At 49.2% G+C, this 19,580-nt stretch carries 17 protein-coding genes and 1 pseudogene; 4 read left to right on the top strand and 14 right to left on the bottom strand.

Annotated features, from left to right (window positions below; genetic code table 11):
- Together ACRPFF_RS08090 and ACRPFF_RS08085 are read left to right on the top strand one after the other, a co-directional pair.
- On the top strand, positions 1 to 197 hold a 197-nt coding region (locus ACRPFF_RS08090; protein WP_432674340.1), incomplete at its 5' end, for a helix-hairpin-helix domain-containing protein.
- A gap of 87 nt (positions 198 to 284) precedes the next feature.
- Positions 285 to 734 (top strand): type IV pilin protein, encoded by a 450-nt coding sequence (locus tag ACRPFF_RS08085; RefSeq protein ID WP_411712719.1) that lies wholly within the window; start codon positions 285 to 287, stop codon positions 732 to 734.
- A gap of 61 nt (positions 735 to 795) precedes the next feature.
- On the opposite strand, the gene ACRPFF_RS08080 is transcribed toward ACRPFF_RS08085, so the two are convergent.
- On the bottom strand, positions 796 to 1,857 hold the full coding sequence (locus ACRPFF_RS08080; RefSeq protein WP_411712718.1) for a 5'-nucleotidase: 1,062 nt from the start codon (positions 1,855 to 1,857) through the stop codon (positions 796 to 798).
- Positions 1,858 to 1,908: 51 nt separating this feature from the next.
- Entirely contained in the window at positions 1,909 to 2,139 is a 231-nt protein-coding gene (locus ACRPFF_RS08075; RefSeq protein ID WP_411712717.1) for a hypothetical protein, read from the bottom strand.
- Positions 2,140 to 2,345: 206 nt separating this feature from the next.
- Between ACRPFF_RS08075 and ACRPFF_RS08070 the strand changes: the two are divergent.
- A pseudogene (locus ACRPFF_RS08070) lies at positions 2,346 to 2,702 on the top strand (ParA family protein); the annotation flags it as partial.
- Between the two features lie 100 nt (positions 2,703 to 2,802).
- Here the strand turns inward: ACRPFF_RS08070 and ACRPFF_RS08065 are convergent.
- From ACRPFF_RS08065 to ACRPFF_RS08015, 11 genes are all read right to left on the bottom strand, one after another.
- Positions 2,803 to 4,881, bottom strand: a complete 2,079-nt coding sequence (locus ACRPFF_RS08065) for a tetratricopeptide repeat protein (RefSeq protein WP_432674339.1) — start codon at positions 4,879 to 4,881, stop codon at positions 2,803 to 2,805.
- On the bottom strand, positions 4,856 to 5,536 hold the full coding sequence (locus ACRPFF_RS08060) for a hypothetical protein (RefSeq protein ID WP_432674338.1): 681 nt from the start codon (positions 5,534 to 5,536) through the stop codon (positions 4,856 to 4,858). The genes ACRPFF_RS08065 and ACRPFF_RS08060 overlap by 26 nt, the downstream gene beginning before the upstream one ends.
- A gap of 67 nt (positions 5,537 to 5,603) precedes the next feature.
- Positions 5,604 to 8,720 (bottom strand): DUF3418 domain-containing protein, encoded by a 3,117-nt coding sequence (locus tag ACRPFF_RS08055; protein ID WP_432674343.1) that lies wholly within the window; start codon positions 8,718 to 8,720, stop codon positions 5,604 to 5,606.
- Between the two features lie 101 nt (positions 8,721 to 8,821).
- Positions 8,822 to 10,399, bottom strand: a complete 1,578-nt coding sequence (gene lpt3, locus ACRPFF_RS08050; RefSeq protein WP_432674342.1) for a lipooligosaccharide phosphoethanolamine transferase — start codon at positions 10,397 to 10,399, stop codon at positions 8,822 to 8,824.
- Positions 10,400 to 10,576: 177 nt separating this feature from the next.
- Positions 10,577 to 11,704, bottom strand: coding sequence for a PIN domain-containing protein (locus tag ACRPFF_RS08045; RefSeq protein WP_411712714.1), 1,128 nt, complete (start codon positions 11,702 to 11,704; stop codon positions 10,577 to 10,579).
- A gap of 100 nt (positions 11,705 to 11,804) precedes the next feature.
- A complete protein-coding gene (hrpA, locus tag ACRPFF_RS08040) occupies positions 11,805 to 13,196 on the bottom strand; it encodes an ATP-dependent RNA helicase HrpA (RefSeq protein ID WP_432674341.1) in 1,392 nt (463 codons plus the stop codon).
- A 189-nt stretch (positions 13,197 to 13,385) separates the two neighbouring features.
- A complete protein-coding gene (locus ACRPFF_RS08035; RefSeq protein WP_432674337.1) occupies positions 13,386 to 14,795 on the bottom strand; it encodes a chloride channel protein in 1,410 nt (469 codons plus the stop codon).
- Positions 14,796 to 14,850: 55 nt separating this feature from the next.
- A complete protein-coding gene (locus tag ACRPFF_RS08030; protein ID WP_432674336.1) occupies positions 14,851 to 15,543 on the bottom strand; it encodes an LrgB family protein in 693 nt (230 codons plus the stop codon).
- Positions 15,543 to 15,887, bottom strand: coding sequence for a CidA/LrgA family protein (locus ACRPFF_RS08025; RefSeq protein ID WP_432674335.1), 345 nt, complete (start codon positions 15,885 to 15,887; stop codon positions 15,543 to 15,545). Before ACRPFF_RS08025 ends, ACRPFF_RS08030 begins: the two co-directional genes overlap by 1 nt.
- A 144-nt stretch (positions 15,888 to 16,031) precedes the next feature.
- Complete coding sequence (locus ACRPFF_RS08020) at positions 16,032 to 16,250, bottom strand: hypothetical protein (RefSeq protein ID WP_019271849.1); 219 nt, start codon at positions 16,248 to 16,250, stop codon at positions 16,032 to 16,034.
- An 18-nt stretch (positions 16,251 to 16,268) separates the two neighbouring features.
- The gene (locus ACRPFF_RS08015; RefSeq protein ID WP_432674334.1) at positions 16,269 to 16,850 is read right to left on the bottom strand and encodes a C40 family peptidase; all 582 of its coding nucleotides are present in this window, start codon (positions 16,848 to 16,850) and stop codon (positions 16,269 to 16,271) included.
- A gap of 244 nt (positions 16,851 to 17,094) precedes the next feature.
- On the opposite strand from ACRPFF_RS08015, the gene hslO reads away from it, so the two are divergent.
- Positions 17,095 to 18,003, top strand: coding sequence for an Hsp33 family molecular chaperone HslO (hslO, locus tag ACRPFF_RS08010; protein WP_432674333.1), 909 nt, complete (start codon positions 17,095 to 17,097; stop codon positions 18,001 to 18,003).
- 92 nt (positions 18,004 to 18,095) lie between these two features.
- Here the strand turns inward: hslO and mgtE are convergent, their stop codons facing one another.
- Complete coding sequence (gene mgtE / locus ACRPFF_RS08005; protein WP_432674332.1) at positions 18,096 to 19,550, bottom strand: magnesium transporter; 1,455 nt, start codon at positions 19,548 to 19,550, stop codon at positions 18,096 to 18,098.
- Positions 19,551 to 19,580 lie beyond the last annotated feature (30 nt).

Genomic DNA, 19,580 nt, shown 5'->3' with positions numbered 1-19,580 from the left:
CGGGAATAGGTCCGGCGAAGGCAAAGGCCATTGTGGAATACCGTGCGCAAAACGGTGCGTTCAAGTCTGTGGACGAGTTGACGAAGGTTAAGGGTATCGGCCCTGCGGTGTTGGCGAAGCTGAAGGACCAGGCTTCTGTCGGCGCGCCTGCGGCTAAGGCCCCTGCCAAACCGGCTATACCGGCTGCTAAAAAGTAGAGCGGGAAACATGCATACTGCTGAATGGGATAGTAAGTCTGTTCAAAGAAATATGTTGAATAATCTGTTCTTATTGGAAGTAAAGTAATGACTGATAATCGGGGGTTTACGCTGGTTGAATTAATATCAGTAGTTTTGATATTGTCTGTACTTGCTCTAATTACTTATCCAAGCTACCGTAATTATATTGAAAAGGCTAGAATAAGTGCGGTACGCTCGGCTTTATTAGAGAATGCACATTTTATGGAAAAGTTTTATCTACAAAATGGGACATTTAAGCAAACATCTACTAAGTGGCCAAAGTTACCGATTCAAGAGGCTGAGGGTTTTTGTATTCGGTTGAATGGGGTTGCGAGAGGTGCGTTGGACAGTAAGTTTATGTTGAAGGCCGTTGCTATAGATAAAAATAAAGAGCCTCGTATTATTAAGATGAATGAGAATTTGGTAACTTTTGTTTGTGAAGGATCTGCCAGTTCTTGTGATGATGGATTAGATTATTTTAGAGGTAATGATAAGGGTTGTACATTATTTAAGTAGGCTTAAAATTATCGGCGTTGTTTACAAGTGTGGGAGATATTGTCAATAACGCCGGTATTTTTTATAGATTATGTTTGTTCCTGATTCCGAAAGGGATATGGACGGAAGGCAGGATTTCTGTGGCAGAATCCAGATGTATTTTTTGATCATCAAAGAAAATATGGGGTTTGAGTACTTCAAGAATTTTTCTTTTTTCAATACCGCCGAGAAAAAAGGCCTCATTTACGGTTATTCCCCAGCTGCGCATTGTGTTAATCACACGCTTGTGGGAGGGGGCATTTCTAGCAGTAATAATTGCAATACGTAATTTTGGTTTGTATTGCCTGTTAGTTACGGAGAAGTCTTTTTCCTGTATTTGGATTTCTGATAATTTTTTTAGGAATCCCGTTAATGGCCCTGAATTATGTGTTTTGTTACTATGTTTCAATTCATATTCTTGGAAAGACCGTATTCCTTGATCTGCATAGATTTTTTCTGACGAATCATCAATAAGAACACCATCAAAATCCAACGCAATCCTTAATTCCGAATCACTGAGACAACCATCTTCGAAATGAGATGCTAAAACGTGTCCGGCAGGGTAGCCCGCTGTGATGGCTTGTCTCACATCAACTTCATTTGCAGATAAGAATAAATCAATCGATAGTGTTTTAATGTATCTATGCGGGTCTCCACCTTGAAGGAATAAGGCTCGTGTAATATCAAGCCCATAGGCTTCTATCGAATTCATGACCCGCAAACCGGTATCTGGATCGTTTCTAGATAAAAGAATAACTTCAATCGGTGGGTCGTTTGGGTTTATTTCATTGATTGACAGAAGTTTCTTAATAAATGGAAAGGCAACGCCTTCTTTTAGGGGATGGTTTTGTTTTTCCCTCTGATATTGCCTATAGGTTTCTGCCCCTTCCGTTCTAAATATATTATCCGATTCGGATAAGTCGAATAGGGCACTTGATGCTAAGCCGATTACAAGTCGTTTCGATAAATCATAGGACATAATAAGGATATCTTTAGCCGTGGATTTATGGAGCATGGTAGCAAAAATTGTATCGGGGTGTACATTACTAATCTGAAAGGTTAAACAGATTTTATAATGCCGTCTGAAGATATTTTCAGACGGCATTTTGTTTCCAATTCGTTATAGGTTTGTATTTTTCCTATGCAATATAGTAATTTAAGGTATGTTTGCACTTTTAGACATAAGGGAATCGCAGCCCCCGTCTTTAATGTACAAATCACTATCCAGCTTCAACCATATCCAATAGTTTTCCGAACCGCACACCTCCGCCCGATAATGCCCGGCGGAAGTTTTTCGGACATCGCGAACCTTGCCCTGTTGAAGACACAACAGGCCGCGTTTGGCGATATGGGGCGGGAACAGGTGGAGCGGATGGATACGGGGCATGGTTGGCTTCCAAGAAGTTTTTGAAATATGGGAAGTTTACTGATTCAGATGATCTTTAGTTTGATTGGAAAGGGAAGTAGTTTGGAAAGACCATGAGCATGCGTACTGCACACACCCTACGCATAAATTTAAGATTCTTTGTAATTCACAGGTAGGGTGTTGTGTGCCCGAAGGCGCGCATGCGATTGGATGTGGGCTACGGCTTGCTAGTCGCCGCCAACGGCGTTATCGTCCCCATGCTTTGCGAATATTACGCCCTCGAAGGCATCTCCGACTTAGTGGCCACCGTCCGCAAAATCCGCCAAGCCATCAACCCCGACCTCGACGTAACCGGCATCGTCCGCACCATGTACGACAGCCGCAGCCGCCTCGTCGTCGAGGTCAGCGAACAGCTCAAACAACACTTCGGCAACCTGCTCTTCGATACCGTCATCCCCCGCAACATCCGCCTCGCCGAAGCCCCCAGCCACGGCCTCTCCGCCCTCGCCTACGACGCCCACGCCAAAGGCACCCAGGCTTATCTCGACTTGGCTGATGAACTGATTGCGCGTTTGGAAAAATAAATAGGGATATGAATATAAAAAGGCCGTCTGAAAGGTAGATAGTACTTTCAGACGGCCTTTGGTTTGGTTCAATCAAGAGTAGATATACACCCTAACAACTTTATACTGATAAAATAAAACCCTCTTTAGCAACAATATCCTTTTCTTCTTTAATATTTTCCAAATCTGGAATAATTGCCAATTTTGAGCCAGTCCGTAACTCTTTCCATGTAGATAAATTTTCATTTTTTAATGCGTTAAGGTGAATGAAATATCTTGTGCCATCTTTTGAACGAGCAAAAATAAATTTTTGTAATCTATCTCCATCTTTCAATTGTTTCTCAACAGTTACTTCAATATGTTGATCTGTCATACGCTGTGACGAAAACGACTGTTTTTTTTCTCCAGATTTAAAGTCACTAAGAAAATTACTCCAATAAACAGATTTAAACAAATTTCTCTGTCTTTTATTGTGCATACGCTCAATAAAATCAATTAAAAAGTTGCAATCTCTATGTGGATAAGATAAGTATTCCTTAATTTCAGGTACATGGAGTGTAATAAAATCTAACCAGCTTACAGAATCTTTATGAGAGCTATATTCAGGTTTTGTAGTCATCAACATTGCAATTTCATTACAAATATTCCTTACCTGCAAAGATGCACATTTTATATACCCATCAGTACGTAAAACATCACTCAACGTTTTAATTGCCCTAGAAATTCCATTAGCTCTTTCAGAAATATCTGAGATGTTTTCCACACTTGCTTTAATTGCTCTAGCTCTATATGAACCTTGGATTCCTCTAAATTTAGAGCCTTTCCATTCTTTAGTTAGCTCTAAGGTTTTTTCAAAATTATTAGAATACATTAAAGATCTAAATAGAAAATCTGTAATCAACTCCTCTAATTCATCAGGTTTGTTATCATGACTATATAGCTCTTCAAGTAATTGAGCAGCTTTATTTGGATCTCTTTGTAGAAAATATGAAAGAGCCAAAAAATATTTGGCAACTAACGATGTAGGATCTAACTCCAATGCTTTTTCAAAACGTGAAATTGCTCGCGGGAAGGCTTTCAACTCATTTAATAGTCTACCAAAACCTATATGATATGCAGAAAAACTTATAAAGTCCTTTTCTATTTGTTGAAATCTTTCTAATAACTCTGTAGCTTGTTGTGATTGCCCAGTTTGCTTTTTTCTCATTGATTTGAGTTTTTTATTTAAATCCAAAAGCAATATTTTTAAAGCACTCGGTAACTTATCATCAATATAATTAATGTTATTTTTCTCTATACCTAATCGTCTTTGCTGTTGCTCATGAACAGCAATCGCTTGTGCTCGTTGAGCTATATCATTTTGAATTTTTCCACGGATTTCAATATTTCTTGGGTTGGCTAACAATAAGTTAGATATTGACTCTCCAAGCTTATAAGTTTCAGCTTCATCATTAGTTTTTCTTATAATTAAACTAGTATTAGAAAGTTGTTGAATATTTTCAGCAACTTCATCCTCTGACAAACCTAAAATATCTCGCAAGTCAACTCTTGTAATATTTGGTTTTATATACAAGCACTCTAACACTTTAATTGCATCCTCACTCAATGCATCAATAAGGTTTCTAAAGGAGAACTGAGCAATCTCTTTATTAGCACACTGAATAGAAGAATCAATACTACCACCTTTCAAGTATAAATCTATAGTTAATCTTATCGCCAATGGATTAAAAAAACACATTTCTGCTATTCTCTTAAGCTTATTTTCTTCAATTTTATGTTCATTTAACCCACCATTTCTCTTAATTAAATATGTACGCGCAAGTTGTACAGCATCCTGTTTCTTCAAGTCATTAATTCTAATAATCTTACTATTATCAATTGAAATACGACTCGTAATTAACACCTTCCAAGTCAAAGGAATATCAGCCAAAAAATTATCGAATTCTCCACTATTATCGATTAATAGCGTTTCTAAATTATCAATACATAAGATTAATTTTTTATGCTCTTCTCCGTTTTTTAATAATGCAAAATTATCATATTCTGTATCTAATAACTCATTTAATATTTCTGTAATTTCTTTTTCTAACTCTAATACAGATTGTGCAGCTTCTAATTTTTTAATACCATTTTCAGTTAATTCTTCCTGTTTCAAAGTTACATAAACACATGCATCAAAATACTCTTGCAGAATAATCATCTACAATTCTTCTTAAGGTTTCTAAAACGATTGCCGTTTTACCACTTCCCCCAGGGGCAACTAAAGAAACAGTTAAAGAACGTCGATCAAGTTTGTTAATTAATGACTTTTGTAATGTAGAAACAATTTCATTTCTCCCAATCAACCCTGTAATTGAGTGTTCAAACCTATCAGGTATATTATTGGGTAACTTACTAAAGATATTAAGTAACCATTCATCAGGAGGGTCAATTATGCTATTACTTTCTGCAGCTAATAAGGTTTTCTGAATTTGCGTTAAACCTAAAATATCAATAATAGGTTCGCTTGCTAATGCCGCTACTTTATACCAATAATTTATGTGAAATGACCTATTAGGATGCGCAATAACATTTCTAATATGAAAAATCTCGTTCTGAATAAATAAATTTCTTAAATCAATAATATCAGATTCAAGATTGGTTCCTTTTACAACAGGTATAATCAATTGAAACAATTCGTCAAGATATGATTGTTCAACTAAGTCTTTTGTTGGTATCAATGTTTGAGATTGATCTCTATCATTTTTGTCTAATAACTCTTGTTTTTCTAAAACTAAATTACCAATTCCTATTTCAATATCATGTAAAACCATAGCTGTTTTACGTCTAAATAAGTTTAAGTCGCCTTCCAACATAATCTAACCCTTTAAATGAAAGATATAGCTTCATCTTAACATAAATTATTAAATAAAAGTTTAAATACTATTTAATTGTTTCCCACTCCTTCAACAACCTCTTCACCGACACCGGATACGGTGTCTTCAATTCCTGTGCAAACAGCGACACTCTCAATTCTTCAATCATCCATTTAAACCCTGCAAGGCCGTCTGAAACGGGCAATCCTTGTTTTACCAAGCCGTCGGTTTTTTCCTGCCACATTTGTTCCAGCTCTTGAATATCGGCTTCGCGGGCTGCGTCGCGGGCGGGGTTGCCGCTGTATTTTTCGAGACGCAGGGTCATGGCTTTGAGGTAGATGGGGAGGCGCGGCCATTGTGCCCACGGGGTGCGGGTGGCGAAGCCGGTGGCGAGCAGGGTTTGCAGGCGTTGGCGTAGGAGGTGGGTCAATGGATGCTTGCCGAGTTTGCTGTTGAGTTCGGCGTAGGCAGCGGCGGTTTCCTGCAGGTAACGACTGAGGGCTTCTTTGACGGCGGGCAGGCGGCTGCGGGCGCGTTTGATTTGTTCTTTGAAGGCTTTTTCGTTGCGCGGCAGCTCGTCTTCGCCGATAAAGGCGCGGTCGCAGACGGCTTGGGTTAGGTCGTCGCGCAGGGTGTCGGCATTGATGTGTTTGAGCAGCATGGCGGCTTGGGTGAAGCCTTGGATGCCTTTGTTCAGATCTTTTACCTGCTCTTTTAATTGCAGCTTCATCAATTCGATTACGCCTTGACGGTGTGCCTGTTCGGCGGCTTCGTTAGTGTCAAACAGGCGCAGGGCGATGCGGCCGTCTTTTTCTCTTTGCAGGCCGAGATAGCCGGTGAGCTGTTGTTTGCCGCGTGCGAATTTGATGGATTCGGGCAAGGTGCCGATGTCCCATGCGGTAACGTTGTCACGCTCAAATTCTTGGGTGTTGTCGCGGAAGGTAACGGCGGCGGCTTGGCCGAGTTGTTGTTGCAATTCGTGCAGTTTGCGGCCGCCGGCAAGCTCTTGTCCGCCGTCGTCGATAATGCGCAGATTCAGATAGCAGTGTTCGGGCAATTCTTGCGCCGCCCATGCGTCTTGGTCGATTTGCTCGAGAATCCGCATATCGCCGGCGCCTTTGGCGATAAAGTGCGCCAACTGGGGAATGATGGCGGCTTGGCGGTCGGGATTGCTTTCGAGAAATTTGGTGATGAAATCGGGTACGGGCACGCAAATGCGGCGGATTTGCTTCGGCAGTGCTTTAATCAGCAGCTGGATTTTTTCGCGCAACATACCGGGCACCAGCCATTCGAGTGACGGCGCGTGCAGGCGGTTGAGGACGGTCAGCGGCACGGTCATGGTCACCCCGTCGAGCGGATGGTGTGGCTCGAAGCGGTAGGAAAGTTTGAACTTGCCGTCTGCGGTTTGCCAGAATTTGGGGAACTGCTCTTCGGTAATGTGTGCGGCGGCGTGTTGCATCAAATCGTCGCGGCTGAGGAACAGCAGGCGCGGGTTGTCGCGCTCGGCGGTTTTGAGCCAGGCTTCAAAGGTGCGGATATCGGCAAGGGGCAAAGGTTTCAGACGGCCTTTTTGAGATGCAGGTTGCAGTTTGGGTTTGGGGTCGTCTGAAACATTTTGTAGGGTGTGTGAACTCGGTTCACGCACGTGCTTGTCCGCATCGTTGGAATCCACTACGTTGTGCAGGCTGCCTGCAACCGTTGAAGCTGCGGCACTCTGTTCCCTCTCCTGCGGGAGAGGGGTAGGGAGAGGGCTTGCTGAGATTGCGAAAAAATTGGTTTGGGCGGCAACTGTTTTGCCCTCTCCCCAGCCCTCCCCCACGGGGGAGGGGGTAGTTTGCTGCGGATTTGCAGGATGAAGGTCGTCTGAAACTGTTGAGGCTGCGGCACTCTGTTCCCTCTCCTGCGGGAGAGGGTTAGGGAGAGGGTTTGCTGCGGTTGCGGAAAAGTTGGTTTGCTGCGGATTTGCAGGATGCAGGCTGCCTGAAACCGCGTCTGCCGTATAAAAATTAGGCAGGCGTTCGTTATAAAACGCAAACAGGGCTTCGTCATCAACCAATACGTCTTGCTTGCGCGATTTGTGTTCGAGTTCGGTAATTTCTTTAATCAGCTTTTTATTGTGTGCAAAAAAGGCCGTCTGAAGATTGCTTTCCTGCGCCACCAATGCGCCGCGGATAAAGATTTCGCGCGCTTCTTCGGGCGCAACTTTGCCGTAAGACACGGGGCGGCGCGGCAATACGGTCAGGCCGTAAAGCGTCACGCGTTCGCTGGCGACGACTTCGCCACGTTTTTGCTCCCAGTGCGGCTCGAAATAATGATAGCGGACGAGGTGCGGCGCTTCCTGCTCTATCCATTCGGGCTGGATAACGGCGACGTCGCGTGCGTAAAGGCGCGTGGTTTCAACCAATTCTGCCGCCATCACCCATTTGGGTTTGGCTTTGAACAGGGCTGAGGCGGGGAAAAGGTGGAAGCGGCTGCCGCGCGCGCCGGTGTAGTCGTTGCCGTCGGGCGATTTCATGCCGACGTTGGCGATAAGGCCGGTGAGCAGGGCGCGGTGGATTTGTTCGTAGCCCGCTTCTTTGGCGGCGCGGATTTGGGCACGGTGTTGCTTCTTATCCAGTTGTTTTTGTTTGAGCTTTGCCGCCAAATCTTGGTCGCCCTTGCTTTCAGACGGCCTTAATTGTTCTTGGGAAGGAGGTTGTCTAAACGCAGCTTCCTTGGTGGTCAAACCCATTTCAATCGCGGTTTGGGCAAGCTGGTGGTGCAGCTCGCGCCATTCGCGCATACGCAGGTGCGACAAGAAATATTGGCGGCACCACTGCACCAGCTGCTTGTTGGACAAACCCTTGTCGCGCTCGCGCTGGAAACTGTCCCAAATATTCAGATAGGCAAGGAAGTCGGATTGCTTGTCGGTAAAGCATTCATGCGCCTTAGCCGCGGCATCGCGCGCTTCCAACGGCCGCTCGCGTGGGTCTTGAATCGACAGCGCGGATGCGATCACCAATATTTCCGCCATACAGTCGTGTTTCTTCGCCGCCAGCAAAATGCGCGCGATTTTCGGGTCGATGGGCAGGCGCGCCATTTGTTCGCCGAGTTTGGTCAGGCGGTAGTGCGTGTTGGTACCGATATGGCCCGAACTGTTTTGCAGGCCGTCTGAAACATTGGCTGGGTTGGATCGGGCATCCATGCCTGATCCGCGTACTTGGTTTTTCATATTTTGCATAGTCTTGTCAGTCGGGCATCTTCCCCGACATCATCTAAATTTGTCTTTATTGGTTTTCACGCCGCTTATTGCGGATAAACATATTCCGCCTTGCCGTCGCGAATGTTCAAGCTGCCTGCATCGCCTGTAATCAGATTGCCCGTTACCGAGCCTTCGCGACAACCTGAAACCGGCATATCGTAGCCCAACGTGTGAATCAGGAACGTTGAAAGCTGCTGATGGAAGGCAATCTCGCAAGGCGCAAAAGCCTGGTTGGCAGCCTGTTGCACGGCCTTATTCGGGCTGTACAAAACCAGCGGCACGAGATAGCTGTCGGGCTGCACCGTGCCTTGATTATAGGTATCTTGGCGCACATACTGGCCATGATCAGAGGTATAGGCAAACAGCCAGTTGCCGTCAGGCTGCTTTTGCAGCTGCTCGAATACGGTTTGAATCATTTGGTCGGTTTTGTGGATGGTGTTGTCGTACTTATCCACAATATTGGCTTCGCCGAATACTTTATCTTGAGGCTGCAACAATGCGCCGTATGGGACGTGCGAACCGCGTTGGTGCAACACGATAAAATGCTTGCCCTGCTGCAAATTGATTTTGTCGAACAACGGCAGCAGCTTCTCATCGGGCATATTGTCGTCGTTGCCATAGCCAAGCTGCGTCGGCTGAATCAGATGGTCTATCCATTTCTTACCGATTAAGTTCAAAATTGCCATTTGGTTTTCAGCCTGAGCACTGTAAAAATACGTCTCATAGCCCTGCTCTTTGGCGAGGCGGAACATATTGGTATCGCCGCCGCTGATTTGTTCCAAGCCGTTGGCCTGCGGTATGACGTTAAAGAAACTGGGCAGGGATACTGCCGTCATAAAGCCTGCGGAATAACTTTGTTTCACAATCGGCTTAAAATCGGCTTGCGACAGCCGGGTTAAAAACGGCGAAGTTTCGCGCCCGTAACCAAACAATTTCAAATGCGCCGCGCTTTCGCTTTCGCCCATAATCAGGACAATATTTTGAATACTGCCTTGCCCGATTTTGCTTGGAGCAGGCTGTTTGAACACAGGGATCTTGCTTAAATCAAACAACTGATACGGCAATACGCGTCCGACAAAATAACCGAAGCTGAAATAATTGGCTTTGATGCGGCTGTATGTCGGTTTGGGCGAAATACCGTGCTCTTGTTTCGTGTCGAACGAACGCACAAAAATCATCAGCATTAGGAAGGCAAACAGTATATCGGCAGAAAAATGCGTCTTACGGCGGAACTTGGCAAGGCTGCAAAACAACATGACTTCCAACACGCCCCACAACGCAGGCAGCCACAACTTATCCAGCATCGACGCGCCCGCGCCGCCAACTTCGGTAATCTCTTTCAGCATCAGCCAATAATTAATGCCCGTTATCCAGCTTTGATAAACCGCGTAATGCACATTGTTGGCAATAATGCTGAACGCAAAAAACACCGCAATCAACAAACGCGTTGCCTTATAACGCGCAAACAGATACAGCGCAGCAATCACAAATGTCAGCGCAAACGTTTCTGCCATTTTTGCAGCCGGTAAGGTTTCAATTCCGAATACAAAGCGATAAGCAATTTCGCTGGCAGTAAGTAGGGACGAATACAGAAAGAGAACGAAAAGGGATTTTTTCATAATGGGAAGTTCACAATAAAAGTTGCAGGACGGGTTTTGGGGCTCGGCAACGGTATTCTTCAGCAGCTATCTGTTTACAGATTGTTTTTCAAAAAACGAGGTTGTCTGAAAAGGGTTTGTGGAGTTGATTAAGGGTGGTAGGTTGTTTTTGGTTTTGTAGGTCAGGCATAAATGCCCATCCTACTTGATATACACAATTTTAGTACCGTCAATACGTAGGACTTGGGTATCTTGTAAATGTTGTAGCAGTTTGTCAGTTTCTTGTGCATTGGATTTTGTGAGTGCCTGGATTGTTTTGCGTAAAGTTTTGGTTTTATTAGGACGGTTCTTTAACGATAACGCGGCAATCACTTTTTTCCAAATAATTTCATCAGGTTCCCATGCGGTTTTTTTAGGCTGCTTGGGCGTTGGCTGTGGTTTAGGTTCAGTAAACGGTGCATATTCAATTTCCCCATTGTTTTGGCGGATCAGGTTTTGGTCGCGCAAATGTCGCGCAAAGGATTGAATGTCGTTGGTACCGACTGTTAAGTGAAGTGCATCTGCTCGGTTTTGCACGACGGCTTGAAAATCAGCGTAGGTTTTGGGACGTTGGCTTAAAATATGGCGTTGGATTCTTTGTAACAAATCATTATCACTGAGATGGTAGGAAACGGTTTCCTGTTCATCAATGCTGATGAAGTTTTGTGCTTTGAGTTTATTGATAACGTTAGCAGTGGTTATTTCGCATTCTTCATCGGCTTTTTCTTTAAACAAATCACTCAAAATATGCTTACGCAGATTTTGTCGCAGGTTATGCAGGCGGCAGGGGCGGAAAGCGTCGGGGCGGCGCAGTGCAGTTAGGGCTGCTTGGAAATAGGAAGTTAATGGTTGCTGTGGTTTGAGGGTGGTTTCAGGCTGAGGAGTGTTTTCCAGCAATGCTGACGGCGGTTCGGTAGTAATTTTCTGATGTTGTACTTCATCTATATTGGCTAGGCGCACGATACCCTTCGCCTGGTGGTTTTTCAAAATATGTTCGACCAGAACATCGTATCCTCCATCACGCGAGAGTATGCCGATTTGGGCATTGGGGTCTGTGGCGGTAATTTGTCCGAGGTAATAGGACAGGTAAAAATCCAATGCGTTTTTCCCCGTTTTTTGTAACTGGACAAGATGGACACGTTCGCCGAAACGTAGTAGGGATTGCACCAGACTAATAGGTAACATTTTGTGTAATACACCTATAAATAGCCAAATATGGGTATTTTCGGTTGGTAATTTGTCTAAGTTTTGCGGCTGGACGTTTTCAAAATCGATGAGTAAGTGTTTCATGTTTTTACCGTGTGCAATGTTGTAGGTTGGGCATCTAGATGTGCCGTAGTTTTATCGTTTGTTAGTCTTTGTCAGGTAGAAGTGTATATCCTACTTGTTTTCAGACGGCCTCTACTGCCCCCAATTCCAGCAACACCTGAAAACCGTCATTGATATACCGCGAATCGGGCATTTCTAAAAATGGGAATGCTGCCACATCACCCAAGTTCAGCGATGCCATGCGCAGGATGACGGCGGCGAGGTTGCTGCGGACGATTTCGGGGTCGGTGAATTCGGGGCGGCTATTGAAATCTTCTTCTGAAAACAGTCGGATACATACGCCTGCAGAGACGCGACCGCAGCGGCCGGAGCGTTGGCGGGCGGCGGCTTGAGAGATTTTTTCGACATGAAGCTGCTCCACCTTTGCCCGTGCGGAATAGCGTTTGACGCGTGCGAGGCCGGTGTCGATGACGTATTTGATGCCCGGCACGGTGAGCGAGGTTTCGGCGACGTTGGTTGCCAGCACGATGCGGCGTTTCGCGCCTGAGGGGTGGAAGATTTTGTGCTGCTCGGCGTGCGACAGGCGTGCGAACAGGGGCAGGATTTCGTCGTTGCGGCGCAGCGTGGATTTGCGCAGGGCTTCGGCGGCTTCGCGGATTTCGCGTTCGCCCGGCAGGAATACCAAGATATCGCCTTCGCCGTAGCGTGCCAATTCGTCGGCGGCATCGACAATTGCGTCGGTCAATTCTATTTCCGCGTCGTCTTCGTCTTCGCCGGTCAGCGGGCGGTAGAGGATTTCGACGGGGTAGGTACGCCCGCTCACTTCCAACACGGGCGCGCCGTTGAAGTGTCGGGAGAAGCGTTCCGCGTCTATCGTTGCCGAGGTGATGATGACTTTTAAATCGGGGCGGCGCGGCAGCAGTTGTTTCAAATAGCCCAAGAGGAAGTCGATGTTCAGGCTGCGTTCGTGCGCTTCGTCAATGATAATCGTGTCGTAGGTGGCGAGATAACGGTCGGTCTGCGTTTCCGCCAGCAGGATGCCGTCGGTCATCAGCTTGACGCAGGCATCGCGCGAGGTGTGGTCGGTAAAACGCACCTTATAGCCCACCGCGCTGCCGATTTCGGATTTCAGCTCTTCGGCAATCCGCTCCGCTACGGAACGCGCGGCAAGGCGGCGCGGCTGGGTATGTCCGATCAAACCCGCCGCCCCGCGTCCTAGTTCCAAACAAATCTTGGGCAACTGCGTGGTTTTGCCCGAACCGGTTTCGCCGCAAATAATCGTTACCTGATTTTCGGCAATCGCTTTTTTAATTTCGTCGAGTTTTTCGTGAACAGGCAAGGTGTTGTCGAACTCGGGTTTGGGCAATGCTGCCAAACGCTTCAAAAAGATTTCGTGCGATTTCCGGTATTTTTCTTCGACTTTGGACAAACCGCCGTATTTGTTGGGATTTTTGAAGGCGGATTGCAGGAAGTGGCGGTCTTTGGAGAGGGTTTGGGAGAAATCGGGAAACATGATTGGTGCGGGTACGGTAAAAATGAAATTATAGCAAACGCTTTGGTTGGGTTCGGGCAATATTGGGATGGGGCAATGCCGTCTGAAAACCGCATTCTGTCGTTCAGACGGCATTGTTGCTGAAATTTCAAGCGGCGGCGGAACGGTATTCAAATCAAGGCGGCTGCCGGCGTTTGATCGGGGGACGTTTTAATTTTCAGACGGCATTCCCGCTTTGCTGTTTGCGGCTTGCAGTCCGGCGGGCGTATTGCCGGCTTGGGCGGCGGTTTCCTGAAGCACGCGCCGGCGGAAACGCATTCCCGATGCGTGGTAAAACGGCTGCGGCGAAAACTGGCGCGAAACCTGCGAGGCGAAAATGCAGGCAATCAGCATCCAAAACAGCAGGCTTTGCCCGCCGGTCATTTCCATAACGATGACGGCGGAGGTAATCGGGGATTGTGTCGCGCCCGCCAGAAATGCCGCCATGCAGATGAGGACGATGATGTTTGCACCGGCGGATACGTCGGCGGCGGAGGCGATATGTTCGCCTAAGAATGCGCCTATGGTCAGCGAGGGAGTGAAAATGCCGCCCGGAATGCCTGCCCAATAGCTGAATACGGTGGCGAGCCATTTTGCCGCCGCCAGCCCGAAGGGGGCTTCGTAAACGCCGTGCAATGCCAGTGCGGCCTCGTGGTAGCCGGTGCCGTAGGTTTTGCCCTGATAAAGCGTGCCCAATGCGGCAAGCAGCAGACCCATGACAGCCGAGAGCAGCAACGGATGATTGCGGACGAAGCCCCGTATTTTGCGCGGGGAAAATGCCGCCGCGCCCTGATAGAGCAGCCGTCCGAACAGACCGCCCGCCGCGCCGCAAACCAGACCGGCCGCCACGACCCACATCAAAATATTTTCCAATACGCCGCCGTTGAAACCCGAAAAATACGGGTTGTTGCCCTGAATGGCGACCTGTATGAAACCGGAGGCGAGCACGCCCAAAAGAATTTGCCTTTCCCAACGCAGCATAATGCCGCGCCCGAGTTCCTCAATGGCGAAAATCACGCCCGCCAGCGGCGCGTTGAACGCGGCTGCCAAACCGCCCGCCGCGCCCGCCGCCATCAAATCGTTTTCCTGCATCCCTTTGAATGCCAAACCGTGTTTTTTGCACCACGCGCCCCACGCGCCCATCACTGCCGAGCCGACCTGAACGGACGGGCCTTCGCGTCCGATAGATGCACCGAACAGCATGCCCAAAAAGGTGAGCGGGATTTTCAGCAGTGTCGGTTTGAGGCGGATCAGCCGTGTTTTTTGTGCGCCGTAGGGCAGCGACAGCGAGGCGATGACTTGGGGGATGCCGCTGCCCGATGTGTATGGCGCATATTTGCGTGTAAACCAGGTGATGGCGGGGAATCCCAGCGGCAGGGCAATCCACGCGAACCATGGATATTTCTGAACCAGGCTGGTGTTCAGTTCCAGTGCAAAGTCGGCAAGGTGGGCGAAAAACAGCGCGGTCAGGGCAACGAGTGCCGAGCCTGCCAAGAGGAACACAAAGGCGATGCTTTTGCGCGACAGGCGGCGGGTTTGGCGGATTTTGCGGGCGATGCGCCGGGGAAGCGTAGGTGTCATGACGTGTATTCCGACATTTCAGACGGCATATCCCAGTATGCCGTCTGAAACGGGTTCAAAATTCTAAAACGGGTATGATTAACGGGGCGATGAGTGCGGTCAGTACGCCGTTGAGCGTCAGCCCCAGTCCAGCGTATGCCGCCATACGCCGGCTGCGTTCGAGCGAGGCGGCAATACCCATCGCGTGCGAAGCCGTGCCGAGCGACATTCCGACAGATGAGGGCATAACGACCGTGTTTCTCAACATTTTGTAACCGGCAATCTGTCCGACCAGACCGGCAATGATGACGGTGGCGGCGGTAATGGCGGGAATGCCGCCGATGGAGCGGGTGATTTCGATGGCAATGGGGTTGGTAACAGATTTGGCGGCAAGCGNGAGGACGACTTCGCGTTCCGCGCCCAGCCATTTGGCAAAATACATCCCCGTAACAATGCCCGTAATGCTGCCTGCAAGTTGCGAAACGATAACGGGCAGCCACTGGTTGAAGATTTTACGACGGTTTTGGTAGAGCGGCACGGCAAGCACGACGACGGCGGGCTTGAGCCAGAAATCGATAAACTGTGCGGCGTTGTGGTACACCGCGTAATCAATGTTGAGGATTTTCAGGTAGGCAATCAGCACGATAGTGCTGACGAGTACGGGGTTGCAGAAGATATTGCCCGTGCGCGTGCGCACGATAATTGCAAGCGCGTACACGGCAAGCGTGAGAAAAAGCAGGATGCTGGGCTGCCTGAGGATTTCGTTCATCAGATAATGCTCCGTATCCAGCGGTGAACCTTGCCCGTAACCAGCAGTACGCACAAAGTGCTGGCGGAGGCGGAAACCAGTATCGAAAACCAATCGTCGGCAATCAAATCCAAATAGCTGATAACCGCCACGCAGGGCGGCACGAGGAACAGCGTCAGGTTTGCCATCAGCGCGTCGGTAAGCTGTTGCAGCCAAGACGTTTTGACCCAACCCGCCTGCAAAAGCGCAAACAGCACGCCCATGCCGACGATGCTGCCGGACAGTTTGATGCCTGCTAGGAAAACGGCGGTTTCGCCGGCGGCGAGGCAGCCGAGGATGATGAGAAGCGCGCGGATGATGTTCATGTTGTGTGTCTGTCTTTTGACGGCGTTGTGATAAATTTTGTTAACTGTTTAATCATAACGTCAAATATGCCGTCTGAAAAGCCGAAGCCGCGCACAAACGCAAAAACGGCACGGATAAACCGTGCCGCAGCAACCGGGGCGTGTTCAGACTTTGCGGTAGGGATTTTCCAAACCTTCAATCAGCGCGAGCAGGTAATCGCGCAACTGACGTTCGCCGCAACCCATCAGCAGCGCGTCTTCAAACGCGTCTTGCGCCGTTTGGTACAGTTCGGACATATTTTCGGACATTACTTTGACCTTTTCGGTACAGGACACGATCTGTCCGTCATCGTCGTACCATTTGGGCATTTCGGGCATACTCATTGCGTATTCCTTGGGAAATCAGTTCAGAAAGCGGGACGGGTCGTTTTTCTTGACCCGGCGGGCGAACGCGTAGTTGCCGCTCCAATATTTGTGGCTCAGGCTGGTGATTTCGATATTTTTCCCCGTGCGCGGCGCGTGGATGAAGCGGTCGTTGCCGATATAAAGCCCGACATGGGAAATGCGGCTGCCGCCGAGTGTGCGGAAAAACACCATATCCCCGGGCTGCAATTCGCTTCGGGCAACCGGCGTACCCATCTGCGCCTGTTCTGCCGACGTGCGCGGCAGGTTGATGCCCATGGCGCGTTTGAAGATGTGCTGCATGAAGCCGCTGCAATCAAAACCGGTAGAAACCGATGTGCCGCCGTAGCGGTAGGCAACACCCAAAAGCCCCATCGCATTGCCGATAAGTTCGTCGGCGGAACCTGAAGTACGGTCATTATTAGTGCGGGCGGTTTGGGCGTATTGCCCGTTTTCGGCAAACTGTCTGAGAATCTGCTCGCGGCTGCTGAGCAGGTTGGTCAACTCATCGGCAAGGGCGGGGCGGACGGCAAACATCAGCCACAAAACCGCCCAAACTGCCGGTTTGAAAAAAGAATCCATATCGGTGTTTCCGCGCAGGAGGCATCGTGCCGCCGTGCGATGTTATGCTGTATCAGTCGAAAATATCTTGTTGATTGTATATAAAAAAACGGCTGTTTGGCAAAAAACGGCTTGTTAGATTGGGTTAATGTATTGATTTTTATATAATTTATTGAGAACTTGGGAAACGCACCCGCCGTCCGCCTTGTTTTCGCGCCGACTGCAACCATATATCCGCCATCCGAACAATCAATCAGAGAGAATAATGAATCAAACCTCCATCAACCGCGCCGNTGTGCGTACCCGCTTTATCTTCGACGATATGCCCGTGCGCGGGCTGCACGTCCGTCTGGAAAACGTATGGCAGCACATTGTAAAACAGAAAAACTATCCCGCCGCCATTCGCCGCGCCTTGGGCGAGCTGTTGGCGGCGGGCGTGCTGCTGTCGGGCAACCTCAAAAACGAAGGCACGCTGATTGTGCAGGTTCAGGGACAGGGGCGGCTGAAAATGCTGGTTGCGGAAGCGACTTCCGACCGTACCGTCCGTGCGACCGCGCGGTGGGACGAGGCGGCAGAAATCGGTGAAGATGAGAGTTTGGCCGATCTTTTGGGCGAGGGCGGCGTATTCGTGCTGACGCTGCAGCCCAAAGACGGCGAACCCTGGCAGGGTGTAGTGCCTTTGGAAGGCGACAGCATCGCGCAAATGTTGGTGAACTATATGAAGCGTTCCGAACAAATCGATACGCACATCGTCCTGTCTGCAAGCGGCGAAGCGGCGGGCGGTCTGCTGGTGCAGCGTCTGCCCGAAGAAGAGCTGGCGGAAGAAGCGTGGGAACACGTCAGTACGCTGGCGCGCACGCTGACGGCGGGCGAGCTGGCAGAATTGGATGCGCAACATGTTTTATACCGCCTGTTCCACGAAACGCCGCCGCGCGTGTTCGAGCCGGAAACGTTTGAATTTTCATGCACCTGTTCTCGGGGCAAGGTCAGCGATATGCTGTTGATGCTGGGCGGGGAAGAAGTCGGCGGCGTGGTGGCGGAGCAGGGCAGCATCGAAGTCGATTGCGACTTCTGCCACAGTAAATACGTGTTTGACGAAACCGATGTCAATGCGCTGTTTGGTGCGGATGTGGTCGGCGTTGCCCGAGAGCAGTCCCGACATACCGTCCAATAATTTTGTGTAACAACAAAGATAAATAGTGAAATGCCGTCTGAAAATCCCCACAGGGTGTTTCAGACGGCATTTTCATGTATTTCAGACGGCATTTAAAGCAGGAACAGGGTTGCGAGACCCAAGAAAATCAGGAAGCCGCCAGAGTCGGTAACGGCGGTAATCAGTACCGAACTGCCCAGCGCGGGGTCGCGTCCGAACTTTTCCATTACCACGGGAATCAATACGCCGACGGTTGCCGCCAGCAGCAGGTTGAGCGTCATCGCGGCAATCATGACCAAACCGATGCCGAGGCTGCCGTAGAGCAGCCATGAAACCGCGCCCATGACGGTTCCCCAGATAATGCCGTTGACCAGGGCGACGCCGACTTCTTTTTTCAGCAGCCTGCCTGCCTGCATGCCTGTCAGTTGCCCCATCGCCATGGCGCGGACAATCATGGTAATCGTCTGGTTACCCGAGTTGCCGCCTATGCCGGCGACGATGGGCATCAGTGCGGCGAGAGCGACGATTTTTTCGATACTGCCTTCAAACGCGCCGATGACGCGGCTGGCAAGGAAGGCGGTGCAGAGGTTGACGGCGAGCCACATCCAGCGGTTTTTGACGGAATCCAAGACGGGTGCGAACAGGTCTTCCTCTTCCTGCAAACCCGCCATGTTCAACATATCCGCTTCGGATTCTTCGCGGATCACGTCCACCATTTCGTCAACGGTAATCCTTCCGATGAGCTTTTTGTTTTCATCGACGACGGGCGCGGTAACCAAGTCGTAGCGTTCAAACGCCTGCGCCGCTTCTTCCACGTCGTCTTCGGCGCGGAAACGCACGACATCTTTCGCCATCACGTTTTCCACCAAGTCTTCGGGGTCGGCAACCAAAAGTTTGCGGATGGGCAGCACGCCTTGCAGTACGTCGTTTTCATCGACCACAAAAATCTTGTCGGTATGGTCGGGCAGGCTGTCGAAGCGGCGCAGATAGCGCAGCACCACTTCGCAGGCGACATCGGCGCGGATGCTGACCAACTCGAAGTCCATAATCGCGCCGACTTGGTTGTCTTCATACGACATTGCCGCCTTGACTTGGGCGCGTTCTTCCTCATCGCGCGTCTGTAAGGCTTCATAAACCACTTGGTGCGGCAAATCGTCTGCCAGTTCCGCCAATTCGTCCGCGTCCAAATCGTCAACTGCCGCCAACAGTTCGTCCTTGTCCATCGACTCGATCAGCGTTTCGCGGACTGCATCGGACACTTCCAGCAGCACTTCGCCGTCGTCTTCCGGTTTGACCAGAATCCAGACGATATTGCGTTCGCGCGGCGGCAGCGATTCCAATACCGCCGCCACGTCGGCAGGGTGCAGCTCGCTCAAGAGGACGGTCAGCTCGGTCAGCTTGTCGCTCAGCGGCGCGTCTTCGAGCGGTGTACCGTTTTCGATTTGTTCAAAAGCAGGTTCGAGGATTTCGCAGAGGGAGTGGACACGGTCGAAATCGGCGGAAACGCGTTCTACATCGTTTTCGATACCGTTGTTTTCAAAGTTCGGAGGGGTTTGTTCGATGCTCATAAATGCTCCGCCCGCCGTGTGCGGGGAGGC

The sequence above is a fragment of the Neisseria sp. SLRRB23 genome, from assembly GCF_050896295.1.
Classification (GTDB): domain Bacteria; phylum Pseudomonadota; class Gammaproteobacteria; order Burkholderiales; family Neisseriaceae; genus Neisseria.
This window is presented reverse-complemented; position numbering and strand designations above follow the sequence as displayed.

What these genes read in the sequence shown, in the direction of transcription:
- ACRPFF_RS08045 (WP_411712714.1), bottom strand. Translation starts at nt 11,704, where the DNA reads ATGAAACACTTACTCATCGATTTTGAAAACGTCCAGCCGCAAAACTTA.
- ACRPFF_RS08080 (WP_411712718.1), bottom strand. Translation starts at nt 1,857, where the DNA reads ATGCCGTCTGAAAATATCTTCAGACGGCATTATAAAATCTGTTTAACC.
- ACRPFF_RS08035 (WP_432674337.1), bottom strand. Translation starts at nt 14,795, where the DNA reads ATGACACCTACGCTTCCCCGGCGCATCGCCCGCAAAATCCGCCAAACC.
- ACRPFF_RS08065 (WP_432674339.1), bottom strand. Translation starts at nt 4,881, where the DNA reads ATGATTATTCTGCAAGAGTATTTTGATGCATGTGTTTATGTAACTTTG.
- hrpA (WP_432674341.1), bottom strand. Translation starts at nt 13,196, where the DNA reads ATGTTTCCCGATTTCTCCCAAACCCTCTCCAAAGACCGCCACTTCCTG.
- ACRPFF_RS08020 (WP_019271849.1), bottom strand. Translation starts at nt 16,250, where the DNA reads ATGAGTATGCCCGAAATGCCCAAATGGTACGACGATGACGGACAGATC.
- ACRPFF_RS08015 (WP_432674334.1), bottom strand. Translation starts at nt 16,850, where the DNA reads ATGGATTCTTTTTTCAAACCGGCAGTTTGGGCGGTTTTGTGGCTGATG.
- ACRPFF_RS08055 (WP_432674343.1), bottom strand. Translation starts at nt 8,720, where the DNA reads ATGGATGCCCGATCCAACCCAGCCAATGTTTCAGACGGCCTGCAAAAC.
- mgtE (WP_432674332.1), bottom strand. Translation starts at nt 19,550, where the DNA reads ATGAGCATCGAACAAACCCCTCCGAACTTTGAAAACAACGGTATCGAA.
- ACRPFF_RS08085 (WP_411712719.1), top strand. Translation starts at nt 285, where the DNA reads ATGACTGATAATCGGGGGTTTACGCTGGTTGAATTAATATCAGTAGTT.
- ACRPFF_RS08060 (WP_432674338.1), bottom strand. Translation starts at nt 5,536, where the DNA reads ATGTTGGAAGGCGACTTAAACTTATTTAGACGTAAAACAGCTATGGTT.
- ACRPFF_RS08075 (WP_411712717.1), bottom strand. Translation starts at nt 2,139, where the DNA reads ATGCCCCGTATCCATCCGCTCCACCTGTTCCCGCCCCATATCGCCAAA.
- ACRPFF_RS08025 (WP_432674335.1), bottom strand. Translation starts at nt 15,887, where the DNA reads ATGAACATCATCCGCGCGCTTCTCATCATCCTCGGCTGCCTCGCCGCC.